This is a genomic window from Pelosinus sp. UFO1 (genome assembly GCF_000725345.1).
GTDB lineage: Bacteria > Bacillota > Negativicutes > DSM-13327 > DSM-13327 > Pelosinus.
The window spans coordinates 4,261,156-4,285,776 of record NZ_CP008852.1; the positions used below are offsets into that span (position 1 = coordinate 4,261,156).

Below are 24,621 nucleotides of genomic sequence, written 5' to 3' on the forward strand. Positions count from 1 at the left end.
TTCTTGGCTTTCTAATATAGGAGCTAATTTATATTATTTTTTATTAAATTATTTTACCGAATAATAAAATCCTCCTGATATAAGAGAAATATGCTGAATCATACTTCTTTTTTTATAGCAAGAGGATTTTATTAAAGCTTCCAGTTTCAATTTGTAAAAGCTAGAGCAATTTAGATTGCTTTTTGCACTATGAGACTTTTATCTTCTTTGGTCCCTAGATTCTTAATTATTGGTTATCATAATATCATCCCACAGATCACGACGGCTGGTACTAACTGCCGAGATACCCCGTTCAATGGCATGATCCACATCTTCTTTTGTACGTATTAGCCCCCCTGCCAAAATTGGCAAACCTGTTTCTCTCACTAGTTCTTCTACCACGCTTGCAGGTACGGATCCTGGTAATATCTCAATCGCATCAGGCTTAAAATTACGCACTAAATTAAGACCCGTACGTAAAGAATCTGAATCCATTAAAAATAATCGTTGTACGACAATCATACCTTCCTCTCGAGCAAATCGGCACAGATGGGATTTTGTTGTAATTATGGCATGAATACCCAACCTTGCCAAAAATTTAATACCTGCTTTATCCTTGCCAACACCATCGAATAAATCTAAATGCAGCACAATACGTTTTTTATGCTCATTAGCCTGGGCTATTAAGACTGGGAGAGTATTAATATCACCAAAAAGTAACACTACGCTAGGAGAAACCGTATGGGTTAAAGCTACTTTAAAATCTTCCAGGGATCGGGCTGACGGAATTACAGGTCCGTTAGCTAAAAATTTAAGCACGTCTAAAGATGCCATTTATTCCACCTCAATTTTATTTTTACTTAGTAAAAACTACGCCAATTCTCAGATTCTTATAACAATTCTGCGAAGTCTAAGGGTTCCCCTGCCACTATCGTGTATATAATATTCTTTAAGCAATGTCCACCGCAATCCGATTTGTTAACTAGGACAGTAGCTAAGTGCGTAGTTTCGTGGTGTCACTTGATTAGGGTAGGGTTTTCAGCCTCATGGTTATAATATCCTATTCTATTACTCTTAATTAAGTGTATATTAAGAATTAAAGTTTACACAAGTAATACCAGGAATATCAAGGATAGCAAGGGTTACGTCATTACCTTGTACCTGTCTAGGTACATAGACCATAAAAACCATTTCGAGTCGGTCTTGTTCTTGTTCTTGTTCCTTTATTTTTACATCTCTTATTTGAATTCCATATAGGCCAAGTATAGAACCAATCTTCCCAACTTGTCCCGGTTTATCCGCTGTCGTAAGGGACAACTCTACTAAACATTTATGATCCTTATTCTCTATCCTGGCCAAAATGGTCAAGGTCAGAAATACAAAACCTGTCGTCATAAACGCACCCATGTAATAACCACTTCCGACAGCTAAGCCTACACCAGATACTACCCATAAACTTGCTGCAGTTGTCAGACCTTTAACTGTTGATCCCTCTTTCATAATACTGCCTGCCCCAAGAAAACCAATACCGCTGACTACTTGAGCCGCTAAACGAGCTGGATCAGCGTTAGTGAAACCTTGCACTGACGAATAAATCTTAATCGATAATATCATGATAAGACAAGAACCAATAGATACTAAAATATGAGTTCTAAGACCTGCCGCCTTATGATGTGCTTCCCGTTCATAACCAATAAACCCCCCTAGAATACTTGATAACAATAAGCGAATGGCCATCTCCCATTCAACTAACATACTTTATACCCTCCCTGCAGCAAAGGTACCAAACCAGATTTTCTCTCTTTTCTCTATTATAAAGTATAGCATACATTCTTTTTTTCATACACAAAATCATTGACAATATCATAGTAAATCTTACATGTGCTGACAAGTAACGAAGTGAGCATAAGGATATAGCTCATTCCAACCACAGTCAGTCCGCCATTTTTTATCAGCTGAAGCTTCCTATGGTAAGCTGTATTTTGCTGATACAGTTACTGCCCTTATCGTAATCTTTAATGAAACGCAGCTCATGCGAAAAAAGACGTAACTTTTACAGTTACGTCTTTTTTTTAATATCGTTTGCGTTTTGCGGAAGAAGCGATACCTTGCTCCTCCCGATATTTTGCCACAGTGCGTCTAGATATTTTCATACCATGTTGGCAGAGAATTTCCGACAAGGTCTGATCACTATAGGGATCAGATGAATCTTCAGCAACAATTAACTCTTTAATTTTTTGTTTTACCTTAGTTGCTGAAACATCTTGACCACCCTCACTATTATGCACTGCTGTTGAAAAAAAGCTACGTAAACTTACAAGGCCATGAGGCGTGTCAACATATTTATTGGCAATGGCCCGACTTACCGTAGATTCATGAACTTCTATCTTCTCAGCCACTTTCTTCATTACTAAAGGCCGCAAAAACTTCGGCCCCTTATCGAAAAAGTCCTGTTGCAACTCAATAATCGCTTCCATAACATTGTATAAAGTACGACGACGCTGTTCAATACTCTTAATAAGCCAAACGGCAGAATTTAGGCGGCCTTCAATGAATTTTTTTGACTCACTATCAGCTCCCATAGCTACACGTCGATAATAAGGATTGATGGTTAATTGAGGAATACTGGTATCATTTACCGTAATAACATATTTTCCATTAACACGTTCTACGGACATATCAGCAATAATATAGCTGCACTGCTCACCACCAAATGCCCTTCCCGGTTTTGGATCTAAGGTACGAATCACATCCACAGCTTGTTGCACGTCTTGAGGTTTACATGCTAATTTTTCCGCAATTGCTTTATAACGTCCCGCGGCCACATCGGGTAAATGGTTGGAAATAATATCAGCTACTAAGTGGTCATAGATTCCTTTTTGTTGATACTGGATTAGTAAACACTCTTGTAAATCACGAGCTCCTACACCTAGGGGATCAAAGGTCTGAATGAGCTCTAGTACTTCAAGAACCATCTCTTCCTTGACACCTAAATTACTAGCAGCCTCTGATAAAGTACCACATAAATAACCATTTTCATCAATACAACCAATTAAATAGTTCCCTACTATTTTGGTTGCCTCATCTCTCACTGCTAAATGCAATTGAAATTCCAAATGTTCATGCAAGGAAACATTACTATTGACAAATTTTTCTACGGTAGTTTTTTCATCTGCTACCATATATTCGGACTTCTTGTCCATTCCTTGGTTAAAATAATCGTCCCAATTTAGATAATCATCCAATTGTTCCTTTTCCCTTTGGGGCTCATCCATCTCTGCTTCCGGTTCATCGCTTTGCTTTTCTGCTATTTCTAATACAGGGTTTTCCAACACTTCTTGTTCTATCATCTCAGAAAGTTCTAAAGCAGAAAGTTGCAAAATTGCGATTGCTTGACGTAACTCAGGTGTCATCATCAGTTTTTGGTTTAACTCTAATTTAAGACCATAACTCAGGTTGATAGGAATCACCTCCTATAACGTATTTAACATATGCGGGGCAATTGATCGCCTACCAGCATATCTAATAACCTTACTCCACCAATATTGGTACGAAGCCCCACCTGTCCGTTAGGCTCTTTGACAACTTTACCGATTACTCGAGCCTCACGTCCATAAACATGTTGTTGCATGATATCTAGTACTTGCCTTGTGCATTCATGTTCCACAAAGACTATCATTTTTCCTTCATTCGCTAGATATAAGGGATCAAAGCCTAAAATATCACAGGCAGCTTGTACCGCTGGCGATATTGGGATACTACTTTCCTCTAGCATAATACCTACTTGGGATTGAAGAGCAATCTCATTAAGAGTAGTCGCTAGTCCACCTCGCGTCGGATCCCGCAATACAGCAATAGTAGGAACTGCAGTTAGTATGCTTTTTACCAAGCCATTCAAAGGCGCACAATCACTCACTACACTTTGCGGAAATTGTAAGCCATGACGTTCACTCATTACTGCCAAGGCATGATCTCCTAAATAACCACTTAAAATAATGTCCTGACCAACTTTTGCATTGCTGCCCGAAACATTAGTCCCATCGATGATACTTCCAATACCCGCAGTATTTATATAAATACCATCGACTGCGCCTTTTTCCACAACCTTTGTATCCCCTGTTACAATCTTTACTCCTGCCTCAGCTGCCGCTCTTTGCATCGAGGCAACAATCCGCTGTAAACTTTCCATAGGGAAACCTTCTTCTAGTATAAATCCAGCACTTAAATATAAAGGAATTGCACCGCTCATAGCCACATCATTCACTGTACCGCATACCGCCAACTTGCCAATATCGCCACCAGAAAAGAATAATGGTTTCACAACATAGGAGTCTGTAGAAAATGCTAAACGGCAGCCATTCATATCCAATTGAGCGCCATCATCCATCTGTCCTAATATTTCATTGGCAAAAGCAGGCCACATAACATTTTTCACCAGATCATGACTCAGTTTACCACCACTGCCATGGGCTAGCTGAACATAGTCTTTTTTCATACCTGCCACCTCCCGGCTCCATACTTATACCATGCTGCGCAAGTACCTTCTATAGATACCATACAGGATCCAACAGGATGTTCAGGTTTGCAGGTTTTACCAAACAAAGGACAAGATGTTGGCAGCATCAGTCCCCTCAATACACTTCCACACTGGCATCCCTTAGCCTCTTTGGTCTCCTCCACTGTAACTGGAATATTTAACAAGGCATCAAACTTTTGATACTTTTCTCGCATGACCAGTCCAGAATTTTTTAGATGGCCTATGCCGCGCCACTGAGCATCTGCTGCTTGATATACTGTTGATAGAACCTCACAAGCTGCTGGATTGCCTTCCTTTGGCACAATACGACGATACTGATTTTCCACTTTAGCTACGCCACAGTCTAGTTGCCGCAGTAACATGTATACCGACTGTAAAATATCCAAAGGTTCAAAGCCAGCAACAACAGCTGGCGTATTATACTCCTTGCTTAAAAATTCGTAAGGCGTCAAGCCAATCATAGCACTAACATGACCTGGCAATAAAAACCCATGTACTTTACTATCTCCCGACGACAATAAAGCCCTAAGTGCAGGTGGCACCAATTTATGAGAAGATAACACGTAAAAATTAGCAACCTTTTCTGCCTCTGCCATCAAAATTGCTGCCGCTGCAGTAGGAGCAGTAGTTTCAAAACCTACCGCTAAAAAAATCACTTTTTTATCTGGATACCTTTTAGCAAGCTCCAATCCCTCTAATGAGGAATATACAATACGAATATCTGCTCCTTGCGCTTTTTCAGCCGCTAACGTAGAAGAAGATCCAGGTACTTTTAGCATATCCCCAAAAGTAGCAATCATAACATCTGATTTTCGGCTGAAGGCAATGGCTGTATCTAAATATTCATTTGGTGTTACACATACAGGACATCCAGGGCCGCTGACTAGCTGAACATTTTCGGGTAAAAGTTGGCGAATACCAGCCTTAAAAATAGCGACAGTATGAGTACCGCATACTTCCATTAAACGAAATGATTTATCACCCGCCAATTTTGCAATTTCGTGAGTAAAAAAATCTGCTGCCTTCCTTATTTCCTCATTATTCATTTGCAGCATATTGTTCCAACTCCTTGAATAATGCAAGTGTCTTTTCTGCCTCTTCTTCATCAATCCTCTGCACAGCAAATCCGGCATGAATCAAAACAAAATCTCCAACCTGGGTCTCAGGCAAAAGCATCAGACTTACTTTTCTCGTCACACCACCAACTTCAATTGTTGCCAACATATCTTGCCGTTCTAATACTTTCCCTGGTACTGCTAAACACATAAAATCACCTCTCCCTTATACGGGCCCCAGCGACAACAGCTTGCCCCAAGGCAAGTCCTCCATCATTCGGCGGAACCTGTTGGTTACTATATACATAAAAACCATCTTGTTGTAACATTCCGAATACTTTTTGTAGAATCGTTATATTTTGCCATACACCACCGCTTAAAGCTACTTTTTTTATCCCCGTATCTTGTCCAATTCGCTTAACCATTTTCACGATGGCGTCGGCAATCGTGACATGGAAACAAGCTGCTAAAAATGGTACTTTACCACCTTTCCTAAGAGCCTCTGTTAGAGCGGCAAAAGTCGGCATGAAATCCAAAACATAAGGATTCCCCCCTGAAATACAATATGGTAATATTTCCCCAAACTCTCCTTGCCCTGCATACTCTAGTATAATCGCGGCTTGTCCTTCATAATGAATTTCACTACAAAGCCCTAATATTCCAGATGCAATATCAAATAACCTGCCAGCACTCGATGTAATTGGAGCATTAATTCCTTTATAAGTCGCATCCATCAGCAACTGCCATCCTGCAGGCAAACTACGATTCACATCCAATGGAAAGTTAACAAATTCATTTCCATATAGATTATATAACACCCAAGCTGCCATGCGCCATGGTTGTTTTATGGCTTTTGCACCTCCAGGCAAAGGCAAATACTTACAGTGGCCCACCCGGACAAAATCTCGACAATCCGCTAGGAAGAATTCCCCCCCCCATAAGTTCCCATCCGTTCCATAACCAGTCCCATCAAAAGAAACACCAATTACCTTCTCTTCGAGCCCATATTCAGCCAGTACAGAAGCAATATGAGCGTGATGATGCTGCACCCCGACCTTAGGGATATCAAGAGATAATGCATATTTCGTGGCAATATATTCAGGATGTAAATCATAAGCCACCACTGTAGGATGAATAGCAAATAACTTTTGATAATGCTCCATTGAGGCAAGATAAGCCTGATATGTCGCCAAATTTTCCAAATCCCCCATATGACAACTCATAAAGACAAAAGGCCCTCGAGTTAGACAAAAGGTATTTTTCACTTCGCCACCAACTGCCAAAATGGACGACATTTCCTGGGAAATTTTTAGCGGTTTCGGGGCAAAGCCTCGACTGCGTCGCAAGATTTGTCGCTTATCATCTACAATCCGGGCTACAGAGTCATCACTAGGCTGAAATATTTCCCGATTATGCACCAAAAAATAATCTGCAATATTTCCCAGTTTTTTTAATGCATCCTGATCCTCATAAGTTATAGGCTCATCACTTACGTTACCGCTCGTCATTACCCAGACATCGTCTTCTGCAAGTAGTAGATAATGAAGAGGAGTATAGGGCAGCATTACGCCTAGAAAACGAGTGCCTACCCCAATACTTTCTGCTAAATTATAATCCGTTTTTTTCGTCAGTAACACAATCGGCCTTGAAGAGTCAACTAATAAGGCTTCTTCTTCATCTGATACTTCACACAATTTTTTCACGGTTTCGATACTACCGCACATTACAGCAAAGGGTTTGGCCTCGCGAAGTTTACGCTGACGTAAACTATTTACGGCCTTCTCTTGACGAGCATCACAAGCTAAGTGATAACCGCCAATCCCTTTTACTGCTATGACATGACCTAATGCAATCAATCTTTTGGTTTCCGCAAATACATTAGAGGATAAACTTTCCCCTGACTTTGTAAGAAGTTGATAATGTGGGCCGCATTCTGAACAAACATTGGGCTGGGCATGAAATCGGCGATTGGCAGGATCCTCATACTCAGCTTGGCAAATAGGGCACATAGAGAAATCCTTCATCGTGGTAGTGTCTCTGTCATAAGGAACATCTTGAATAATACTGTAACGGGGACCGCAATTAGTACAATTAGTAAAAGCATAACCATATCGTCTATCTTTAGGATCCTTAATTTCCCTTTGACAATCAGCACAAGTTCCTATATCGGCAGATACCCAAGCTGTTCTTGTGTCCTGCCCAAGACTATACCGAATGGTAAAACCAGCTCCTCCCTTAAGACTACAGGGAGTAACAAGAATTTCATCCATTACTGCTAAAGGAGGAGCCGAATTTTTTAGTTCTTGTAAAAAAAGAGAGACCTCCATGGAGGTCCCTTCTATTTCAATCTCCACACCTTCAGAGTTATTCAGCACCCAACCAACCAAATGGTAGCGCTGCGCCAGATTATAAACAAAGGGGCGGAAACCCACCCCTTGTACAATACCGTGTATGTGAATGGTAAGACGCTGCATAGTATTGTCTCCTCTACTATTTTCCGCTCTCCAATGTTAGTAAGGACTGAATCATCAGAGCACACTCTAACCGCTTTTTCTGTAGTTCACAACCAATTTTATAAGGAATATTAATGTCCTTATTAAATAAATCTGCATTAGCATGACAGCCACCGCTACAGTAAAAACGTGCCCAACAATCACGGCACTCTGCCTTATTTAATACATGACTCTGACGGAATTTTTCTGGTAATTGGGTATTCTTCACACCCTCAAAAACATCACCTAATAAGAATTCTTCCCGCCCAACGAATTGATGACAAGGGTACAAGTCTCCTTCTGGAGTAACAGCATAATACTCATGACCAGCACCGCAGCCACTTAAACGCTTGGCCACACAGGGTCCATTATTAAGATCTAAATTAAAGTGAAAGAATTCAAACCCTTGTCCCTTACGTTTGCGCTCTAAATAAGCTTTTGCCAACGTTTCATATTCTTTAAATAATTGGGGAAGGTGTTCTTCCTTTAACGCATAATCACAATCCTCTGCAACAACTGGTTCCACAGACAATTGGGTAAATCCTTTATCGGCAATATCTAGAACATCCGCAGCAAAGTCTAAGTTATGTGCCGTAAAAGTACCGCGCAAATAATAGTTTTGTCCATTACGAGATTCAATGGTTTTTGTTACATTTTTCAAAATCATATCGTAACTACCGGCACCATTGACACAAGGACGCATTTTGTCGTGCACTTCACGTCTGCCATCTAAACTAAGCACCAAACTAATATTATTTTCATTCAGATATTGATTAATTTCATCATTTAAAAGTACGCCATTGGTCGTCAAAGTTAGTTTAAACTTTTTACCAGTTTCCAATTCACGACGGCGAATATAGGTTACAGCATGACGTACAGTATCCATATTCATCAAAGGTTCGCCACCAAAAAAGTCAATTTCGCTATTAATTCTTGGCCCACTATTTTCAATAATAAATTCCACGGCACGTTCTGCTACTTCTTTACTCATCAAACCCCGGGTATGTCCAAAATCTCCTGTTCCTGCGAAACAATAATTACAGCGTAAATTACAATCATGAGCCACATGCAAACATACAGATTTAACCAAAGGTTTTTGACTAAAGTGCAAAGGCACTTCTGGCATTTTTGAAAATAACTTATTATCATTCATTAGTTCATGAAGTTCTACTAATACATCTGCCAGATCATCGGCAGCATATTGACCAGAAAATGCGGACATTACAGCCTCATCATTACTACCATCAAACACGTCCATCATATCAAAAACCATTTTATCTACAACGTGGACAGCCCCACTATTAATATCCAATATAATATATAAACCATTTAAATAAAACTTATGTATATTCATTTTTTCACCTTTAAACTAATTTATTTGTACTAAACTACTAAAAAATTTAAACCACAAAGACACAGAGGACACAAAGAAACTTTCATTTTTCCCTTTGTGTGTCGCACTAGCGACATTGTGCCTTTGTGGTTCATTCATTCTTAAAATCAAGCCCTCTGCCAACTGGACAGAGGGCTGTCTTTACGGTCTACTTCTGGCAGACCTGATTGCCAACGGTGCATGATGTCTTGCAGGCCGATTGGCAGGAAGTTTGGCACTCTCCACAGCCACCAGTATGTACAGTTTCTTGTAGAGAAGCTTTATTAACAGTAATAATATGCTTTGCCATGATAATCCCTCCTTGCCCTTATTTTTATTCTTGCTTAACCTATTTTATACGTTTTTCTAATACTAAGCAATAGGTATTAGAAATTGTGTTCAATCGTAAAATAGTATCTTATTCGAAAATGAGAAAAGGAAACCATCGTTTATTACGATAGTTTCCTTTCCTGAGTCAGGAGCTAACCAAACTAGTTAGTTCATTTTAGCATTCCCATCATGCCAGGCAATATTTGGACAATCCAAGGACAAGCTGTGACTACGGACAAAACGATTAAGTTAGCCAATGCGAATGGCCATACCGCTTTGGTAACAGCCTCTAGACTAATATTAGTAATTGCTGTTGACACAAATAAGCAAATTCCAATTGGCGGTAAAATCATACCTAAAGCCGAATTGATCGCTACAATAATACCAAAATGAATCGGATCAACCCCTGCAGCTAACATTGCTGGTAAGAGGATAGGGACGACCACTAAAATGCACGTTCCTGTTTCTAGTACCGTATGAATTAAAATCAGGAAGATATTAACGATTACTAAAATCCAGAAAGGATCATTGGTGATACTAAACAGCATGCCAGCTATTTCTTGAGGTATTTGCTGAGATGCTAAATACCAAGCTAATAGCATTCCAGCTGAGGCGATAGACATAACTCGTGCCGTATTAACAGCGCCAGTCGTCACGACTTCTGGGATTTTACTAAGTGGCAATTCCTTATAAAAAACAGTACTCACAAGTAACGCATATACTACCGTCACAGCACCCGCTTCTGTGGCAGTAAATAAGCCCCCTAATATGCCACCTAAAATTAAAATAGGCGTAAATAAGGCCCATATTGAATGAATAAACGCTTTACCTAGATTTTTAAATCCTACCCACTTCTCAGCAGGATAGTTATGTCTACGGGCTATGATTAGACCAGTAATGATAAATGACAGAGCTACTAAAAAGCCAGGTATAAAAGAAGCCATAAATAAATGAGTAATAGAAACATTGGCTACAAAGGCATATAACAACATACCCGAACTTGGTGGAAATTGAACACCTAATGATCCAGCAGCAGCCTGCAATGCGGTAACAAAGTTTTTCTCGTAACCCCGTTTAATCATACCTGGCATCATGACATTACCAATAGCGGCAGTATCAGATGCCGCCGAGCCAGACATATCGGCAAAGATAACACTGGCAAGTACGTTAGCTGGAATCAAACCGCCGCGAATCCACCCCACCAAAGAACTGGCAAAGTTTATTAACCGGAGGGCAATACCGCCTTCATGCATAATTGCACCAGCTAACATAAAAAAAGGAACTGCCATTAATGTAAAGGAGTCTAAGCCAACAAACATACGCTGAGGGACAATTGTCAGAGGAATGTCCCCTGTAGTAGTAAAGGCTACTACAGTTACCATCGCTAGAGAAACAAAGATCGGCACACTCATCCCAAAGAACAGTAAAAGTAAGACAATCAATAGCAAATTAATTTGTTCAAATGGCTGACTAGTTATCAAAGAAAATCCTGCAGCGACTGCCAACATAACACCTATACCTAGTACCGAATTTCCGAGTTTTTCCTGGGACTCTTCAGCTACTAAGTACAATGTGTGAATCAGCATAAATAGACCACCGACTGGCAATGCAGCATAAGCCCAAGATATGGTAAAATCCAGAGCTGGCGTTTTATCAGGAATCACTGCTATAGCAAGCCGAGTACCCTCAACAAGGAAATGATAACAAAAAAGTGCAGCTATACCACGTGTTACTAAAAATAGATAGGGCCTCATTTTTATCGGCAACAGCTTTACACCCATAGTAATATTCGGAAGCGAATTGTACCGTAATGCAACAGATGCTCCGAGAAAAGTCGTCCACATAAAAGCATAACGTGCTAATTCCTCGGACCAAGATAAAGGCATTTTTAACACATAGCGAAAGATGATTTGTAAAAACACTGCCGTTACCATGGTACAGGCTGCTGCAAGTAATAAACCCTTCGCAAAGCCATTGACTCGATCACTGATGAAACGTAAAAAATTAATCATAGTTTTTTCCTCCATGACTGTTATTATAGTGGCTGGATAAATCCAACCACTATAATAACCTTACCGATTATTTGCTACGCAATTTCTCTATCTCATCAAATGTATCTTTACCTACTACTTCCTCTAATGACTTCCAAAGAGGTTTAGCTCTTTCAAAGAAAGGCGTCGTATTCACATCATTAAACTTCATCCCAGCGGCTTTTAGTTTTTCAACAACGTCTTTCTCTGTCTTCTGGAATATTTCACTCTCGTCTTTTTGCGATTCAGCGGAAACTTCCATCAATACCTTTTGTGCTTCCGGCGAAAGTTTTGCCCAGCTCTTCTGACTTATTAATAATATATTAGGAGCGGCAAAATGATTTGTATAGGAAAAATAAGGACATACTTCATTCATTTTAAAGGATAGTACCGTGGCAGGATTATTTTCCCAACCATCAAGTATTCCAGATTGTAAAGCATTGTATACAGCACCTTGATCCATCGGCGTAGCAATACCGCCCATAGCATTAATGCCATCAACCATTGTCTTAGCAGGCATAGTACGAATCTTTAGCCCTTTTAAGTCTTCCGGAACATTTACTGGTCCCTTTTTAGTTGTTATGCTGCGAAAACCACTCCACTGGTAAGCTAAGCCTTTCAGACCACTTGGTTCAATTTCTTTGAAAAGCTGTTGTCCGATGGGGCCATTCACAACCTTATACATATGTTCTTCGGATTGGAAAAGATAAGGTAAGCTAAACACCTGCCATCGAGGGGCAAAACTTGTCATAAGAGCACTATTGACATTTGCCATATCAACTGTCCCTATTTTCATTCCTTCGACTAAATCACGTTCTTGGCCTAGTGTTCCGTTATTAAATACAGTAATTTCAATTTCGCCATTACTCTTTTCCTTAACCTTTTTAGCGTACAAAATGGCAGCTGCCGCAATAGGGTGACTTTCTGGCAACTGAGTCGCTAATTTTAATTTGTACTTAGGTCCAGCTGCTGGCTGCTGAGTAGATGTTTTTTGACCACCGCATCCCGCTAGAATCGTTCCTATTAAAAAAACGGCAGCCATGGTAAGCATTAGCATCTTTGACTTTTTCATCATTACTCCCCCTATATTTGAGTACGCAAAAGCTCTTTTACTATCGGTCCTTCTTTTGTTAATGACAAGATATACTTTAATCCTTACCTTTACTTACTATTTCCACCTAACCTACGTCAACTGATTACCCGTTTAGAAAAGCCCCCCTTTCAACCCACCATGTGGACTTTAATTCTATCATATGATATGTACATACGCCCTTTAGGATTAAAAACCCTGCTAAGTTTTCTGAATTTAATGATTTTTTCCACAATGCGGAATACTTTTTCACATCCAAGGCTGAGTACGCGCAAAGAAGATGAGTCAAGGACCCCGTCCTTGACTCATCTTTTTGGCCTATCCCTTATGAATGCTCTGCTTGCGCTTGCACCGCTGTCATCGCAATTACGCCAATAATATCTTCCGCCTTGCAACCTCTTGATAAATCATTAATAGGCTTTGCTAACCCCTGAGTAATCGGCCCGTAGGCTTGCGCTTTTGCTAGCCGTTCCGTAAGCTTATAGCCAATATTTCCTGCATTTAAATCTGGAAATATCAGTACATTTGCTTGCCCTGCTACAGCACTATTAGGAGCTTTCAGTTTAGCAGTACTTGCCACCAAAGCCGCATCTACTTGCATTTCTCCATCAATCAACAAATCCGGTGCCTTTTGTTTTGCCAAAGCAGTTGCTTGTACTACTTTTTGTGTGAGCTCACTATTCGCACTTCCGTAAGTGGAATAAGAAAGCATGGCAACAATTGGTGTAATACCCAGTAAACCTTTCATCGTGTGAGCCGACGAAATGGCAATCTCTGAAAGTTGATCTGCATTTGGATTTTCGTTTAAGCCACAATCAGAGAATAAAAATACGCCGTCTTGTCCATATTCGCAATCAGGAATCACCATAATGAAAAAGGATGATACCAAACTAGTACCCGGTGCTGTTTTAATAATTTGCAGCGCTGGTCTTAAGGTATCTGCTGTTGAATGAATCGCTCCAGAAACCAGCCCATCAGCATCATTCTGTTTTATCATCATGTTGCCAAAATACACTGGATCTTTCATTAGCTCACGTGCTTGGTCTTTTGTAACCCCTTTTGCTTTTCTCAATTCATAAAATCTTTCAATATATTCTTCCTTCTTTTCTGCTGTAACAACATCTACAATTAGCACTTGGGATAAGTCAATTTCCCCAGCAGTTTTTAAAATGTCTACTTTATTACCAACTAATATAATCTCGGCAAGTCCTTCTTTCGCTGCCGCACTAGCTGCTGTCAAAACTCGCAGGTCAGTCCCTTCAGGTAGAACTATTCTCTTTTTACTAGCTCTTGCTTTTTTCTTCATGTCATCAAGAAAACTCATCCTCTAACCTCTCCTCGCTTTTTCATTCCATAAGCTAGGGTCAACTGCTATTTTACCTTGGCATAATTACCCATGTTTTCCCTTTTTCTTCTAGAATATCTTAAACGAAAAGAAGAGTCAAGGAACCGCCCTTGACTCTAGTCTTCTTTATTTTGCTGGAGCAATAATTAATTTTATCGGTAGATTGGAAGCGCCTGGTGGGCTAAAGGTCAACCATACTGCTTTTCCCGTTTCGTAGGTGCCAAGAAAAGCACTCTCACTGATTTTTTTAGAACCGAAAGACATAACATCAGCAGGTGTCGGTATGGAGTGTTCATCTTGATGGCGATACTCTAAACCTAACCACCCTGCATATTCTCCACCCCGTGGATTTAAGTAATAAGATGCTTTTCCACCTGACATGGAGGGCAAGAATACCTTATAGACAATACCGTAATTGCCATAATTTAAAGTAGACGTGCCATCTGTAGCATCAATCCCTGTGACATAAGGGTCAATGTGATTATCTGCTAAGGTAAGAGCAACTGCTCCGCTTTGTTTGCTATCGTAGACTTCTTTTCCTACAACTAAACGATCTTTGCCTTCAAATGTTCCACGTAATCGGTACTGATCTGCTGGCAACACTTTTGCTGTTTCAGCAAACTTCTGAATATCCGCCTCCACAGGCATCATCATTACTTTTACAGTAATGGGTCGATCTGTCTTGAAATCGTACATGCCGTTTACAAGCATATTAGGTTCTACAATACTTGTATCAAGAAAGGAAATTAAACTTCTGGAGCCCTTTTCAGGAACTTCCAACAGATATAAGTTCTCATCCTGCAAATAATCTTTTTGTACCTTTTTACCAACCTCTAGATAATCCAAACTTGGCCCACCTAATCCAAACTTTGTTACAGTAACATGGGCCGGTTGCACCTCATCAGCATTTTCTAACAAAACAATAATTTTTTTGTTTACTTGTGTGCCATTTACGTGGTGAAAAAATAAGCGAATATCACCATCTACAGTATCCTGATACATAATTCCATCATCAGGCACTGTCTCTGGGCTATCTGATAATAATAGTTTACCGCCATAAGGCGATACAGTTGTTGACCATTCTGGTAATTTTAAACCATCCAATTTCACCGTAGAATATACAGTAGATGCCAGTGCTGTACTATGTAACATTACGGGCATGATAAGCGCTAATACGCCAGTTTTAAACCAATTCATTATGCTACCCCCTTTTTGGACATAGCATCATTATACCAACACCTGTATAGTATGTAAAATGACAAAATAAGACCCATTTGGCAGTTATTTGTAAACAACTATACCAAAAGGGTCTTATCTGTATTTTACAGTTGATTACCAACTGCTCGATTTGCCGCATCAATGGCTTGATGAGATAGATCAATAGACTGGCCTAAGGTGTGTAATTCCTGCACTGAATTATGAAAGCCCATACTATTTGCAGCTGCGACATAATCCCAGTACCACTGCGCCTTACGTAATAATTCCCGAGCATTACCAAGTTCTGCTTGATTGGCATTCGGGTTATTCCCAGCTTTTGCTATGGTTTCATGAGCCTTTGCTACGTTCATGCCCGCTGTATGTTGCAATTGCCAAACATTATCCTGCTCTGCCTTCACTTGATTGTAGAGTTGATCCATTCCCTCTTTATGACAAGGCATACAGGAAGCATCCAAGTTTTTCAAAGGACTTGTCATCCAATGGGAACTATACTTTTTTCCTTGCGCGCGAATATAGGGCATATGACAGTCGGCGCAAGATACTCCAAATTTACCATGAACACCATTCTGCCATTCCTCAAAGTCAGGGTGCTGTGCTTTTAACACAGGAGTTTTAGAATCAGGGTGAATGAAGTCTTGGGCAAATCCATTGGGTTTTGTTTCATAATACTGATACATTTCTTGTGGTGTTACACCTTTGTCCCAAGGAAACACAACCCTTGTTGTTCCAGGTTCAAAATAGTATTCTGCATGACACTGTCCGCAAACATAGCTACGCATTTCTTCCCGGCTGGCTTTTGTTACATCGACTCCTTTTCGCCCCATCGCTTCAATAAAGGCAGGATTTATAACCCTAAGGTTCATTGTCTCTGGATCGTGGCAATTAGCGCAGCTTACAGGATGTTTGGATTTTTCAATGAGCTCCGACAGTGGCTGGTTAGCAAAACCCCAACCCGATTGTTTGTAGAACTCTTCTATATAGGGTGTTTTACAAGTAATACAGGCACCTTTACTAGTCGGACCGATTCGTTTCGATTCTCTAAGGTCATCTAAAGCATATAAATGTCCTCGTTCTTCTGTATAATCTTTACTAAAAGGATTGCCCTTAAAATTAACATATATTTCAGGTTGCATCTCAGCTTTCTGCAGTTTTACGCTACCCCCATACCCTGTTGGTGATGGTGCTTGTTCTAGATTTTTTTGATAACTTGCATATTCAAGGGGATATGCTTTGCCCCACACTGCTGGATCATACTCCCCAGCTGCTATTGGAGATAATTTAATTGTAGAAGACGGTTTTAGGGCCCAAACGCGCACTACTACAAAACCAAAAAAAAGCACCATCATACCTAAAAACACTGCCAAAAATTTCTGCGCTCTACTCAACCTTAACCCCTCCTGGAACCATTTTTTGCCCGTGAGCGACACCTCTATGACACGTTATGCAATTTAGTTTCCCCTTTGCTAAATGGGTGTTTTCCACTACGGAGGCATGACAACGTAAGCAGTTCCCATTAGCAATTTCTTTACCCCTTGATGTGAAATATAGGGTATCAGGATAATCTCGTAAAAATTCATGGTAAACATCCCGCATACCGTTTTCTCCCTTAACGTACATGGTTTCAACAATATTATCATGAGGAACATGGCAATCACTACAGGTAAATTGTTTATGATTGGATACCTGCCAGGTGTAATATACATGCTCCATAGAGTGGCAGCTACCACAAAAATCGGGACCGCTGGAATATACAAAACTGGCCCCGGATAATAACATCCCCACTACAGCGACAATAACGCCTAACAAAATTAATTTAAGTGAACTACGGGATAACAACTCTCCTAAATCCAATCATCCCACCCCTTTCAATACCTCCAGTAAAGATTTGCAGCACGATGTTGTCCGTATTCTAAAGCAACGCATAACTATGTAAACCTGGCAATAACACATTTACACCGATAAAGGTAAATAGAACAGTGATAAAGCCAACAACTGCCCAATTCATAGCTTTTTTCCCTCGCCAACCCAAAGAAACACGCCCATGAAGATAAATTGCATAGATTAACCAGGTAATTAAAGACCAGGTTTCTTTAGGATCCCATCGCCAATACGATCCCCAGGCATATTCTGCCCAAACGGCACCTGTTATTATGAGCAGCGTCAAAAAAGGTACCGCCAAATCAATACATTGATTCACCAAAGCACTTAATGTTACCAAGGGCGGTAACTTGCTCATAATGGGTCCCTCCTCCCCCGTTTCCTCAATACGCTGTTTCCATAAATACATGAGAGCCAAGGCAAAGGAAATCGCCAATGCTCCATAGGCAATAACAGCCGTTATGACATGAATTAACAGCCAATTGCTTTTTAGAGCAGGCATTAGAGGATGGGCTTCTTGATAAAAATTAGAAAATATGCCCGTAAGCACAAAAGCCACTGGTAATACAAAGGCTCCCAGGGAATAATTCTTATGATGATACTCTATATAAATATAGAGTAAGATAAGGCCCCAAACAAAGGCCATGCCAAACTCATACATATTAGCAAAAGGAATGTGCCCAGCATTCATGGTGCGAGCTGCCATGGCTAACGTATTAACAAGAAACCCAAGAATAGTGAAAACTCTTGCCCAGCTCCCTAATTTTTCTTTCAACCAAATTAAATGTCCAATATACAAACAACTCGCTACAAAATAACTAATAAAAGCCACACTAAAAAACTCTTTTTCCCAATTTCCCATGTTAGTTTCACCTATCCTTACTATTAGTTAGTACCACCAAAAGAAAATACTGACATATTTTTTAACCACAGAGGCACAGAGGACACAGAGAAAAGGGTTATAAATCCCCTCAGCGCACTCTGCGCCTCTGCGGTTAAATTATTTTTTCTTTTTCCCCTTTGTGTACCACGTTAGTGGTATTGCGCCTTTGTGGTTCAAAAAACACTTTTTGCTACGGAATAACTAATTAAAACAACACTAAGAAACTTCCCAATTATTTTATCTATCCTTACTATTATTTCTTACTACTATAAGAAGAACGCTGATATATTTTTGAACCACAGAGGCACAGAGGACACAGAGAAAAAATAAGGTTATAAAATCCTCTCAGCGCACTCTGCGCCTCTGCGGTTAAATTATTTTTTCTTTTTCCCCTTTGTGTACCACGTTAGTGGTATTGTGCCTTTGTGGTTCAAAAACCGTATTATCTTTTTTATATAAGCTTACAAAAAAGCCAAAAGCCAATAAAACAAATCCTGTCCACACAAGAGGAATCCCAGGATCTCGTTTTATGAGTAAACCAGAAAAGGGCTGGGCTTCTTTGAAACTTACCATACCCATAGCATTGCCAATGGACTTGCTGCTGCCTAGAGGCAATGACCCCCAATCATATTCCCGCCCCTCTTTATATACGATGTATAAAACTTGAGGAGTAGGGCTAGGTATATATCGTATAAATCGAATCATCATGCCAGGCTGTTCCTCAATCACCATTGCGTTACCTTCTTCTAAACTAGCCTCCTGCAGCACAGCTCCCCCATTACTCAAATATTGGGTTCTCATTGCCATGCCAAAAGATGATTGATAAATGCTAACTCCATGATACGTATAGGGATGATTGACTTTTATCTCCTGAGCCGCTGCTTCTTCCCCCTCGCCTAGAATAATAATATAGCTCACCCAGTCAGACACAGAGCGATCCGGATTATATCTCGTTTCAAAGTTTTGGAGCTGCAAGGTAAAGGAATCATTAATTCCGTACTTAGCATTATTAATCTCATAAGTCCTACCTACAGGCAGGTTAATTTCTTCATTAAAGCCATATTGATTACCATATAATGCCCCCATTACAATGAGTAAAATTGCTACATGTACAAGCAAACTTCCCCAAGAAGAAAGCCTTGTCCTAGCCTTTGAAGAGTAAAGGATAGAAAACTGCCACACACTGCGGAGAAAAATGGCACTACATACTAAGAGTAGTAATATCCTAAAACCTAGACTATGATACACATCGTAGCCTTTTACCGAAATGATTGTACCAGCCATGGATGCCCCAATTAATAGTAATAACAGCACCATGCCTACCTTTATAGAACTACAAACTTTCATTGCTTTTAAAAATAACTTACTTTGCTTATGAGCTTCCCCTTGTAGGGCAACATCTTTTTCAGCCATAATACGCCTCACCCCTTTTTTGCTTGTGGTTGACTCGAATGAAAATAGTATTCCACAATACGTAAAAAAAATAAGCCTAAACCATAAGTCGATATGGTTTAAGCTTATTTTTTTGTTATAGTCCTAGCTTACTATAGAGATGAGCCCTGAATAGACGCAAACGAAATTCCCATAAGCCATACTTTGGATGAGGCACATTAACCCGTTTCAAGGCAAAGACATCTGTACTGCTTCGATTCAGTCCAGCAACCCCTGAACAAGCTCCTTGGTATCCTGCTTCCCGTAGAATTTGCTCCGTAGTTCCCGTAAATTGTCCGTAAGGATAGGCAAAAAAGACAACAGGTTTACCAATATGCTGCTGCAGAACTGTTTTTGAGTCTTCTATTTCATGGCGTTGCTCCTCTGGACTAATCTCATTTAATGCAATATGAGACATTGTGTGGGACCCGATCTCTGTATGTCTCTCCTCTAATGCACTTACTTGCTGCCATGACAAATACTCTGTTGTTCCCACTAAGCTAGGTACAACAAAAACAGTAGCCCTCATACTGTACTTTTCCATAATAGGCAAGGCCGTGAGATAATTATCTTCATAACCATCATCAAAGGTAATCACCACTGGTTTTTCCGGCAACTTACCTTGCCCCTGATAAGATTTAAATAAGTCCTCTAAGGAAATGGCATGATAGCCATTTTCCTGCAAATATTTCATTTGATCCTCAAACTGACTCGCTGTTACGCTATAGATATCATCCTCTTCACTTACCTGATGATAAGCCAATATAGGCACCCCAGCCGTTGGCCAAACAATCCAACTAAAGACAAATACAATGAAAAGGGCACCTAGTGCCAGATATTTATTCATGTTCCAACTCCATCGCAATCTGCTCTATTTTGCGCAATCGGTGATTCATGCCTGATCTTCCGACTCGACCATCCATAGCATCTACCAACTCCTGCAAAGTGGCTTCTGGATGAGCTAACCTTAAATCTGCAACCTCTCTTAAAGAATGGGGGAGCTTATTTAGGCCAATCCGTAGAGCAATTAATTGAATGCACTTGACCTGCCTAACCGCCGCATTCACTGTCTTTTGCAAATTGGCGGTTTCACAGTTCACTAGGCGATTCACCTGATTGCGCATTTCTTTTACCACACGCACATTTTCAAAGGTCATAAGTGCATTATGTGCGCCAATAATCCGCAAAAAGCTCGTTATGGCATCACCATCTTTTAAATAAACAATATAATCATTCTTTCGCTCTGTCATACGAACAGGCAGAGAAAAATATTTCATTAGCCTTACCAAAGTTTTAGCAAAATCTAAATTTCCCGTAACCAACTCTAGATGATAATCCCCTTCCGGTTTATTCACTGAACCGCCACCCAAAAAGGAACCACGTAAATAGGCCCGTCGACAGCAGGCCTTGCGTAAAATACCACTATCACTTTTTACATTCAAATTATCGCCACGCATAATCCCAAGTACGGACAGCAATTCTGTTACTACTGGGGATGGTACTACTTTAATTAAATAAGAATTATTTTTTTTCAAGCGGCGGCCACGGGTGACAACCACTTCTGTTTTTAAATGAAAGCCACTCTTAATCAAAGTTAGGGCTTTACGCGCTACAGCCGCATTTTCGGTAGTAAAATTAATGCCCAAGCTACTATTCCCACCAATTAACATGGTGCCACCCATACGAATAAGGGAAGCTAGTTCTGCTACATTGCAACATTCCTGCTCTCCCACAATACGAGCCAATTCATTTCTCACTTCAGCAGAATAAGAAGACATATTTCATTCACTCCAGTCAAGCCGCCTTGCTATTCGCCGCAAAATTCAGCGCTCCGATTTCTTTAAGTCTTTTATGCTTTCGGCTATTAAATAATAATCCAATAATCGCATACGTTCCGAATTGGCTTTTAGTTTATAAATCATTGATACAATCGTCCGGGATAACTTAAGAGGATCATGGCGTACCCAATTTGTTTCGCTAATGACGTCTGCCATGACAGCTTTAATCCCCATCGCCTCAATTGCCTTTAAATCAGGTTCTACAGGATAGGCCCCTTGATCTGCATACTTTTCCTGTAACTCAACGGCTACATTTTGTCCATTGATCACAACATAATCAATCACTCCGGGGCCTACATGATCCAATATTGCTTTCACATGTTCTGAAGCACTATATCCATCTGTCTCCCCTGGCTGGGTCATAACGTTACATATATATATTTTTACAGCTTGGCTTTTACGTAGGGTATCGGCAATGCCTCTTACTAAAAGATTAGGAAGTATGCTGGTATATAAACTGCCAGGCCCTAAAATAATAGCGTCTGCATCACGAATGGCCTCTAGGGAACTTTCTACAGGCATAGTTTCTTCTGGCTGTAGATACACACTCTCAATCCTTTTATTAGCAAGAGGAATTTGAGACTCCCCTTCTACAACGCTACCATCTACCATTTTGGCCCAGAGCCTTACCTTCTGGGTGGATGCTGGTAATACCTTACCTCGAACTGCCAAAACTTTACTAGACTCTTTTAGAGCCTGCTCCACATCTCCCAGCACTTCTGTCATGGCCGCAATAAATAAATTGCCAAAATTATGGCCTGCCAATCCTCCAGCACCACCAAATCGATGCTGAAATAGCTTTTCCATTAAGGGCTCTGTATCCGCTAAGGCTACTAAACAGTTACGTAAATCTCCTGGGGGAATCATATCTAGATCTTGACGAATCCTTCCAGATGACCCACCATCATCAGCTACTGTTACAATGGCTGTAATATTGCTGGTCACACCTTTAATCCCGCGTAATAATACGGATAATCCAGTCCCGCCACCAATAACAGTCACAGCAGGTCCGCGATTGAGTTTGCGTTTTTGAAAAATCAATTCGATAAGTCGATCAGAACCTTCCGGGATTAATACACTAATAACTGAAGCAATAATCTGCCTAGTAGCCAATGTCATAACGATTAGGCCACCAGCGATAATAAAGATCCCCACCACAGTGGTTACTGTATAATAATATTTTCCAGTTGTCAGATACACCATTCTAAAAATGGTTTCTTCCAAATTACCTGCATATTTATAATTCAACACAATAGCAAGCCCCATGCTGGCAACTAAAACACCCAAAGAAAATAATAACAGCCAGCGTTTTACCTTAATGCCTGGGTACATCCATTTTAAAAAGTGCATACATTACACCTCTACTTTTTATCAAACCGTATGATTTCCTGTACCTTACCCTTATTTTAAAAGTATTAGCACTCAGGAGGAGCTTCTATAGCAGCAGGAATAGTATTATTCTTAACAATATCCCTATGATCTAGGTTTACCTTGTAACCTTTATTTCGTAATCCCTCATAAATTTTTCTTGCTACAAATACGGAGCGATGCAAGCCACCAGTACAACCAATCGCAATAATTAACTGACTCTTGCCTTCTTTAATATAATTTGGTACGAGAAAATCAACAAAACCAGTTATTTTTTCCATAAACTGCTGGGTAATCGGCCATTTCCAAATGTAATCCCCAACCTCAGCTACTTCGCCACTTTTACGCCTTAAGGACTCTACATAAAAGGGATTCGGTAGAAAGCGAACATCAAAAACCATGTCTACATCCAAAGGAATACCATATTTAAAGCCAAAAGAAACCACCGTAATATTCATACGCTGCTGTTCGTGATCACTGGTAAATAACGCAGTAACTTTTTCTCGTAAATTAGCGGTTGTTAATTCAGAGGTATCAATAATTTGAGTAGCTCTTCCTCTAACATGTTCAATCCGCTCCCTTTCTCTAGTAATACCTTCACTGATACGGCCATGGGGTGCCAGAGGATGCCGCCTTCTCGTCTCCTTATACCTTCTAATTAAGGTTTCGTCAGAGGCCTCTAAAAAGAGCATTTCATAGCGATGCCCTTGTTTCTCTAACTCCTCTAAGGCTTGTATCAAGGTATCAAAAAATTCACGTCCACGAATATCAACTACTAAACCAACCTTATTGACCCGCCCTGCGGACTGGGAACAAAGTTCAGCAAATTTCGATATCAACATAGGAGGTAAATTATCAACACAAAAATATCCTATATCCTCCATAGTGCGCACAACCTGAGTCTTGCCAGCACCTGACATGCCTGTGATAATCACCAAGCGCACATCTTCCATTCTTTACACCTCCACTATCTATCGAACACTTTGTTTCCGGTTAGAACGACGATTTAGATGACGCAGCACACCCTCAATCGATGTATTAATTACTGCATCGGGAGAAATCTCATACTTTTCCAGCAGTTCATTTGCTTTACTAAAATCTCCAATGGCTAAAGAAAAATGACTATCTGTCCCAACGATTATCTTTGCCCCATGTTCTTTTGCCAAACAAGCAATATTTTCACAGTGGGGTTTGCTGCCTACCCTAGATATTTTAAGGGAGCTATTATTAATTTCTATGGCTACGTCATATTCTACGGCTGCCTTTACAATTGTTTCCTCGTCTACCAAAAACTCTGGGTTCCCTGGATGAACAATCGCATCTACCCAAGGATTTTTCATAGCATTCACCATCATCTGTGTATTTTCTAAAACAGAACCATAAGGTGAGCATACAGAATGTAATCCAGCTAATACAATGTCTAGTCCAGCTAATCGTTCTTCAGCCAAGTCCAATGTTCCATCTCGATCAATTACATTGGCCTCTACTCCCTTTAAAATTCGTACCCCAAACAATTCCTCTGGCACTGCCTTTAAATTGCCGAAGTGGTAAGCATGTGGTCCACCGGGCATATCTGGACCATGATCTGTAATAGCTATCATGGCAAGCCCAATATCGGCCGCTGCCCGAGCATTCTCCAATATAGTACTATAAGCATGCCCACTTGCTACCGTATGAATATGTAAATCAGCGACAAACTTCATCTCATCGCCCCCCTTATTTCTTATGCTATCCCTCAATTATATGGCAAATTCTATAAAAAAGCAAAAAACCAA

At 40.3% G+C, this 24,621-nt stretch carries 22 protein-coding genes; all 22 read right to left on the minus strand.

The window, feature by feature from the left end:
- Window positions 1-222: 222 nt before the first annotated feature.
- Window positions 223-813, minus strand: a complete 591-nt coding sequence (locus tag UFO1_RS20035) for a glycerol-3-phosphate responsive antiterminator (protein ID WP_038673697.1) — start codon at window positions 811-813, stop codon at window positions 223-225.
- A 255-nt stretch (window positions 814-1,068) separates the two neighbouring features.
- Window positions 1,069-1,734 carry an MgtC/SapB family protein gene (locus tag UFO1_RS20040; RefSeq protein WP_038673698.1) on the minus strand — a complete coding sequence of 222 codons (666 nt, stop codon included), beginning with the start codon at window positions 1,732-1,734 and terminating at the stop codon, window positions 1,069-1,071.
- 317 nt (window positions 1,735-2,051) lie between these two features.
- Window positions 2,052-3,449 carry an RNA polymerase factor sigma-54 gene (gene rpoN, locus UFO1_RS20045; RefSeq protein ID WP_038673700.1) on the minus strand — a complete coding sequence of 466 codons (1,398 nt, stop codon included), beginning with the start codon at window positions 3,447-3,449 and terminating at the stop codon, window positions 2,052-2,054.
- Window positions 3,450-3,463: 14 nt separating this feature from the next.
- Window positions 3,464-4,474 (minus strand): hydrogenase expression/formation protein HypE, encoded by a 1,011-nt coding sequence (gene hypE / locus UFO1_RS20050; RefSeq protein WP_038673703.1) that lies wholly within the window; start codon window positions 4,472-4,474, stop codon window positions 3,464-3,466.
- Window positions 4,471-5,571: a hydrogenase formation protein HypD gene (hypD, locus tag UFO1_RS20055; RefSeq protein WP_038673705.1), complete on the minus strand. Its 1,101-nt coding sequence runs from the start codon at window positions 5,569-5,571 to the stop codon at window positions 4,471-4,473. The genes hypE and hypD overlap by 4 nt, the downstream gene beginning before the upstream one ends.
- Window positions 5,555-5,782 (minus strand): HypC/HybG/HupF family hydrogenase formation chaperone, encoded by a 228-nt coding sequence (locus tag UFO1_RS20060; protein ID WP_038673708.1) that lies wholly within the window; start codon window positions 5,780-5,782, stop codon window positions 5,555-5,557. Before UFO1_RS20060 ends, hypD begins: the two co-directional genes overlap by 17 nt.
- Before the next feature lie 4 nt (window positions 5,783-5,786).
- The gene (gene hypF, locus UFO1_RS20065; RefSeq protein WP_038673710.1) at window positions 5,787-8,045 is read right to left on the minus strand and encodes a carbamoyltransferase HypF; all 2,259 of its coding nucleotides are present in this window, start codon (window positions 8,043-8,045) and stop codon (window positions 5,787-5,789) included.
- Window positions 8,046-8,061: 16 nt separating this feature from the next.
- A complete protein-coding gene (gene scfB / locus UFO1_RS20070; RefSeq protein WP_038673712.1) occupies window positions 8,062-9,417 on the minus strand; it encodes a thioether cross-link-forming SCIFF peptide maturase in 1,356 nt (451 codons plus the stop codon).
- A gap of 187 nt (window positions 9,418-9,604) precedes the next feature.
- Window positions 9,605-9,745: a six-cysteine ranthipeptide SCIFF gene (gene scfA / locus UFO1_RS24600; RefSeq protein WP_017531201.1), complete on the minus strand. Its 141-nt coding sequence runs from the start codon at window positions 9,743-9,745 to the stop codon at window positions 9,605-9,607.
- A gap of 190 nt (window positions 9,746-9,935) precedes the next feature.
- Complete coding sequence (locus UFO1_RS20075) at window positions 9,936-11,777, minus strand: TRAP transporter large permease subunit (protein ID WP_051789030.1); 1,842 nt, start codon at window positions 11,775-11,777, stop codon at window positions 9,936-9,938.
- 67 nt (window positions 11,778-11,844) lie between these two features.
- Window positions 11,845-12,870 (minus strand): TRAP transporter substrate-binding protein, encoded by a 1,026-nt coding sequence (locus UFO1_RS20080; RefSeq protein ID WP_084159889.1) that lies wholly within the window; start codon window positions 12,868-12,870, stop codon window positions 11,845-11,847.
- A 340-nt stretch (window positions 12,871-13,210) separates the two neighbouring features.
- Window positions 13,211-14,209, minus strand: coding sequence for a phosphate acetyltransferase (gene pta, locus UFO1_RS20085; RefSeq protein WP_038673714.1), 999 nt, complete (start codon window positions 14,207-14,209; stop codon window positions 13,211-13,213).
- Window positions 14,210-14,356: 147 nt separating this feature from the next.
- A complete protein-coding gene (locus tag UFO1_RS20090) occupies window positions 14,357-15,427 on the minus strand; it encodes a hypothetical protein (RefSeq protein ID WP_038673716.1) in 1,071 nt (356 codons plus the stop codon).
- Between the two features lie 125 nt (window positions 15,428-15,552).
- The gene (locus UFO1_RS20095) at window positions 15,553-16,833 is read right to left on the minus strand and encodes an ammonia-forming cytochrome c nitrite reductase subunit c552 (protein ID WP_038673718.1); all 1,281 of its coding nucleotides are present in this window, start codon (window positions 16,831-16,833) and stop codon (window positions 15,553-15,555) included.
- Window positions 16,826-17,299 carry a NapC/NirT family cytochrome c gene (locus tag UFO1_RS20100; protein ID WP_038673720.1) on the minus strand — a complete coding sequence of 158 codons (474 nt, stop codon included), beginning with the start codon at window positions 17,297-17,299 and terminating at the stop codon, window positions 16,826-16,828. Before UFO1_RS20100 ends, UFO1_RS20095 begins: the two co-directional genes overlap by 8 nt.
- 58 nt (window positions 17,300-17,357) lie before the next feature.
- On the minus strand, window positions 17,358-18,188 hold the full coding sequence (ccsB, locus tag UFO1_RS20105; protein WP_038673722.1) for a c-type cytochrome biogenesis protein CcsB: 831 nt from the start codon (window positions 18,186-18,188) through the stop codon (window positions 17,358-17,360).
- Window positions 18,189-18,578: 390 nt separating this feature from the next.
- Window positions 18,579-19,622, minus strand: a complete 1,044-nt coding sequence (locus UFO1_RS20110) for a cytochrome c biogenesis protein ResB (protein ID WP_071842038.1) — start codon at window positions 19,620-19,622, stop codon at window positions 18,579-18,581.
- A gap of 115 nt (window positions 19,623-19,737) precedes the next feature.
- Complete coding sequence (locus tag UFO1_RS20115) at window positions 19,738-20,487, minus strand: polysaccharide deacetylase family protein (protein WP_038673724.1); 750 nt, start codon at window positions 20,485-20,487, stop codon at window positions 19,738-19,740.
- Window positions 20,480-21,418 carry a DNA-binding protein WhiA gene (whiA, locus tag UFO1_RS20120; protein WP_038673726.1) on the minus strand — a complete coding sequence of 313 codons (939 nt, stop codon included), beginning with the start codon at window positions 21,416-21,418 and terminating at the stop codon, window positions 20,480-20,482. The genes UFO1_RS20115 and whiA overlap by 8 nt, the downstream gene beginning before the upstream one ends.
- Window positions 21,419-21,463: 45 nt before the next feature.
- On the minus strand, window positions 21,464-22,828 hold the full coding sequence (gene yvcK, locus UFO1_RS20125; RefSeq protein ID WP_038673728.1) for a YvcK family protein: 1,365 nt from the start codon (window positions 22,826-22,828) through the stop codon (window positions 21,464-21,466).
- A gap of 65 nt (window positions 22,829-22,893) precedes the next feature.
- Window positions 22,894-23,799, minus strand: coding sequence for an RNase adapter RapZ (gene rapZ / locus UFO1_RS20130; RefSeq protein WP_038673730.1), 906 nt, complete (start codon window positions 23,797-23,799; stop codon window positions 22,894-22,896).
- Between the two features lie 18 nt (window positions 23,800-23,817).
- Entirely contained in the window at window positions 23,818-24,549 is a 732-nt protein-coding gene (locus UFO1_RS20135) for a phosphatase (protein WP_038673732.1), read from the minus strand.
- Window positions 24,550-24,621: the final 72 nt, after the last annotated feature.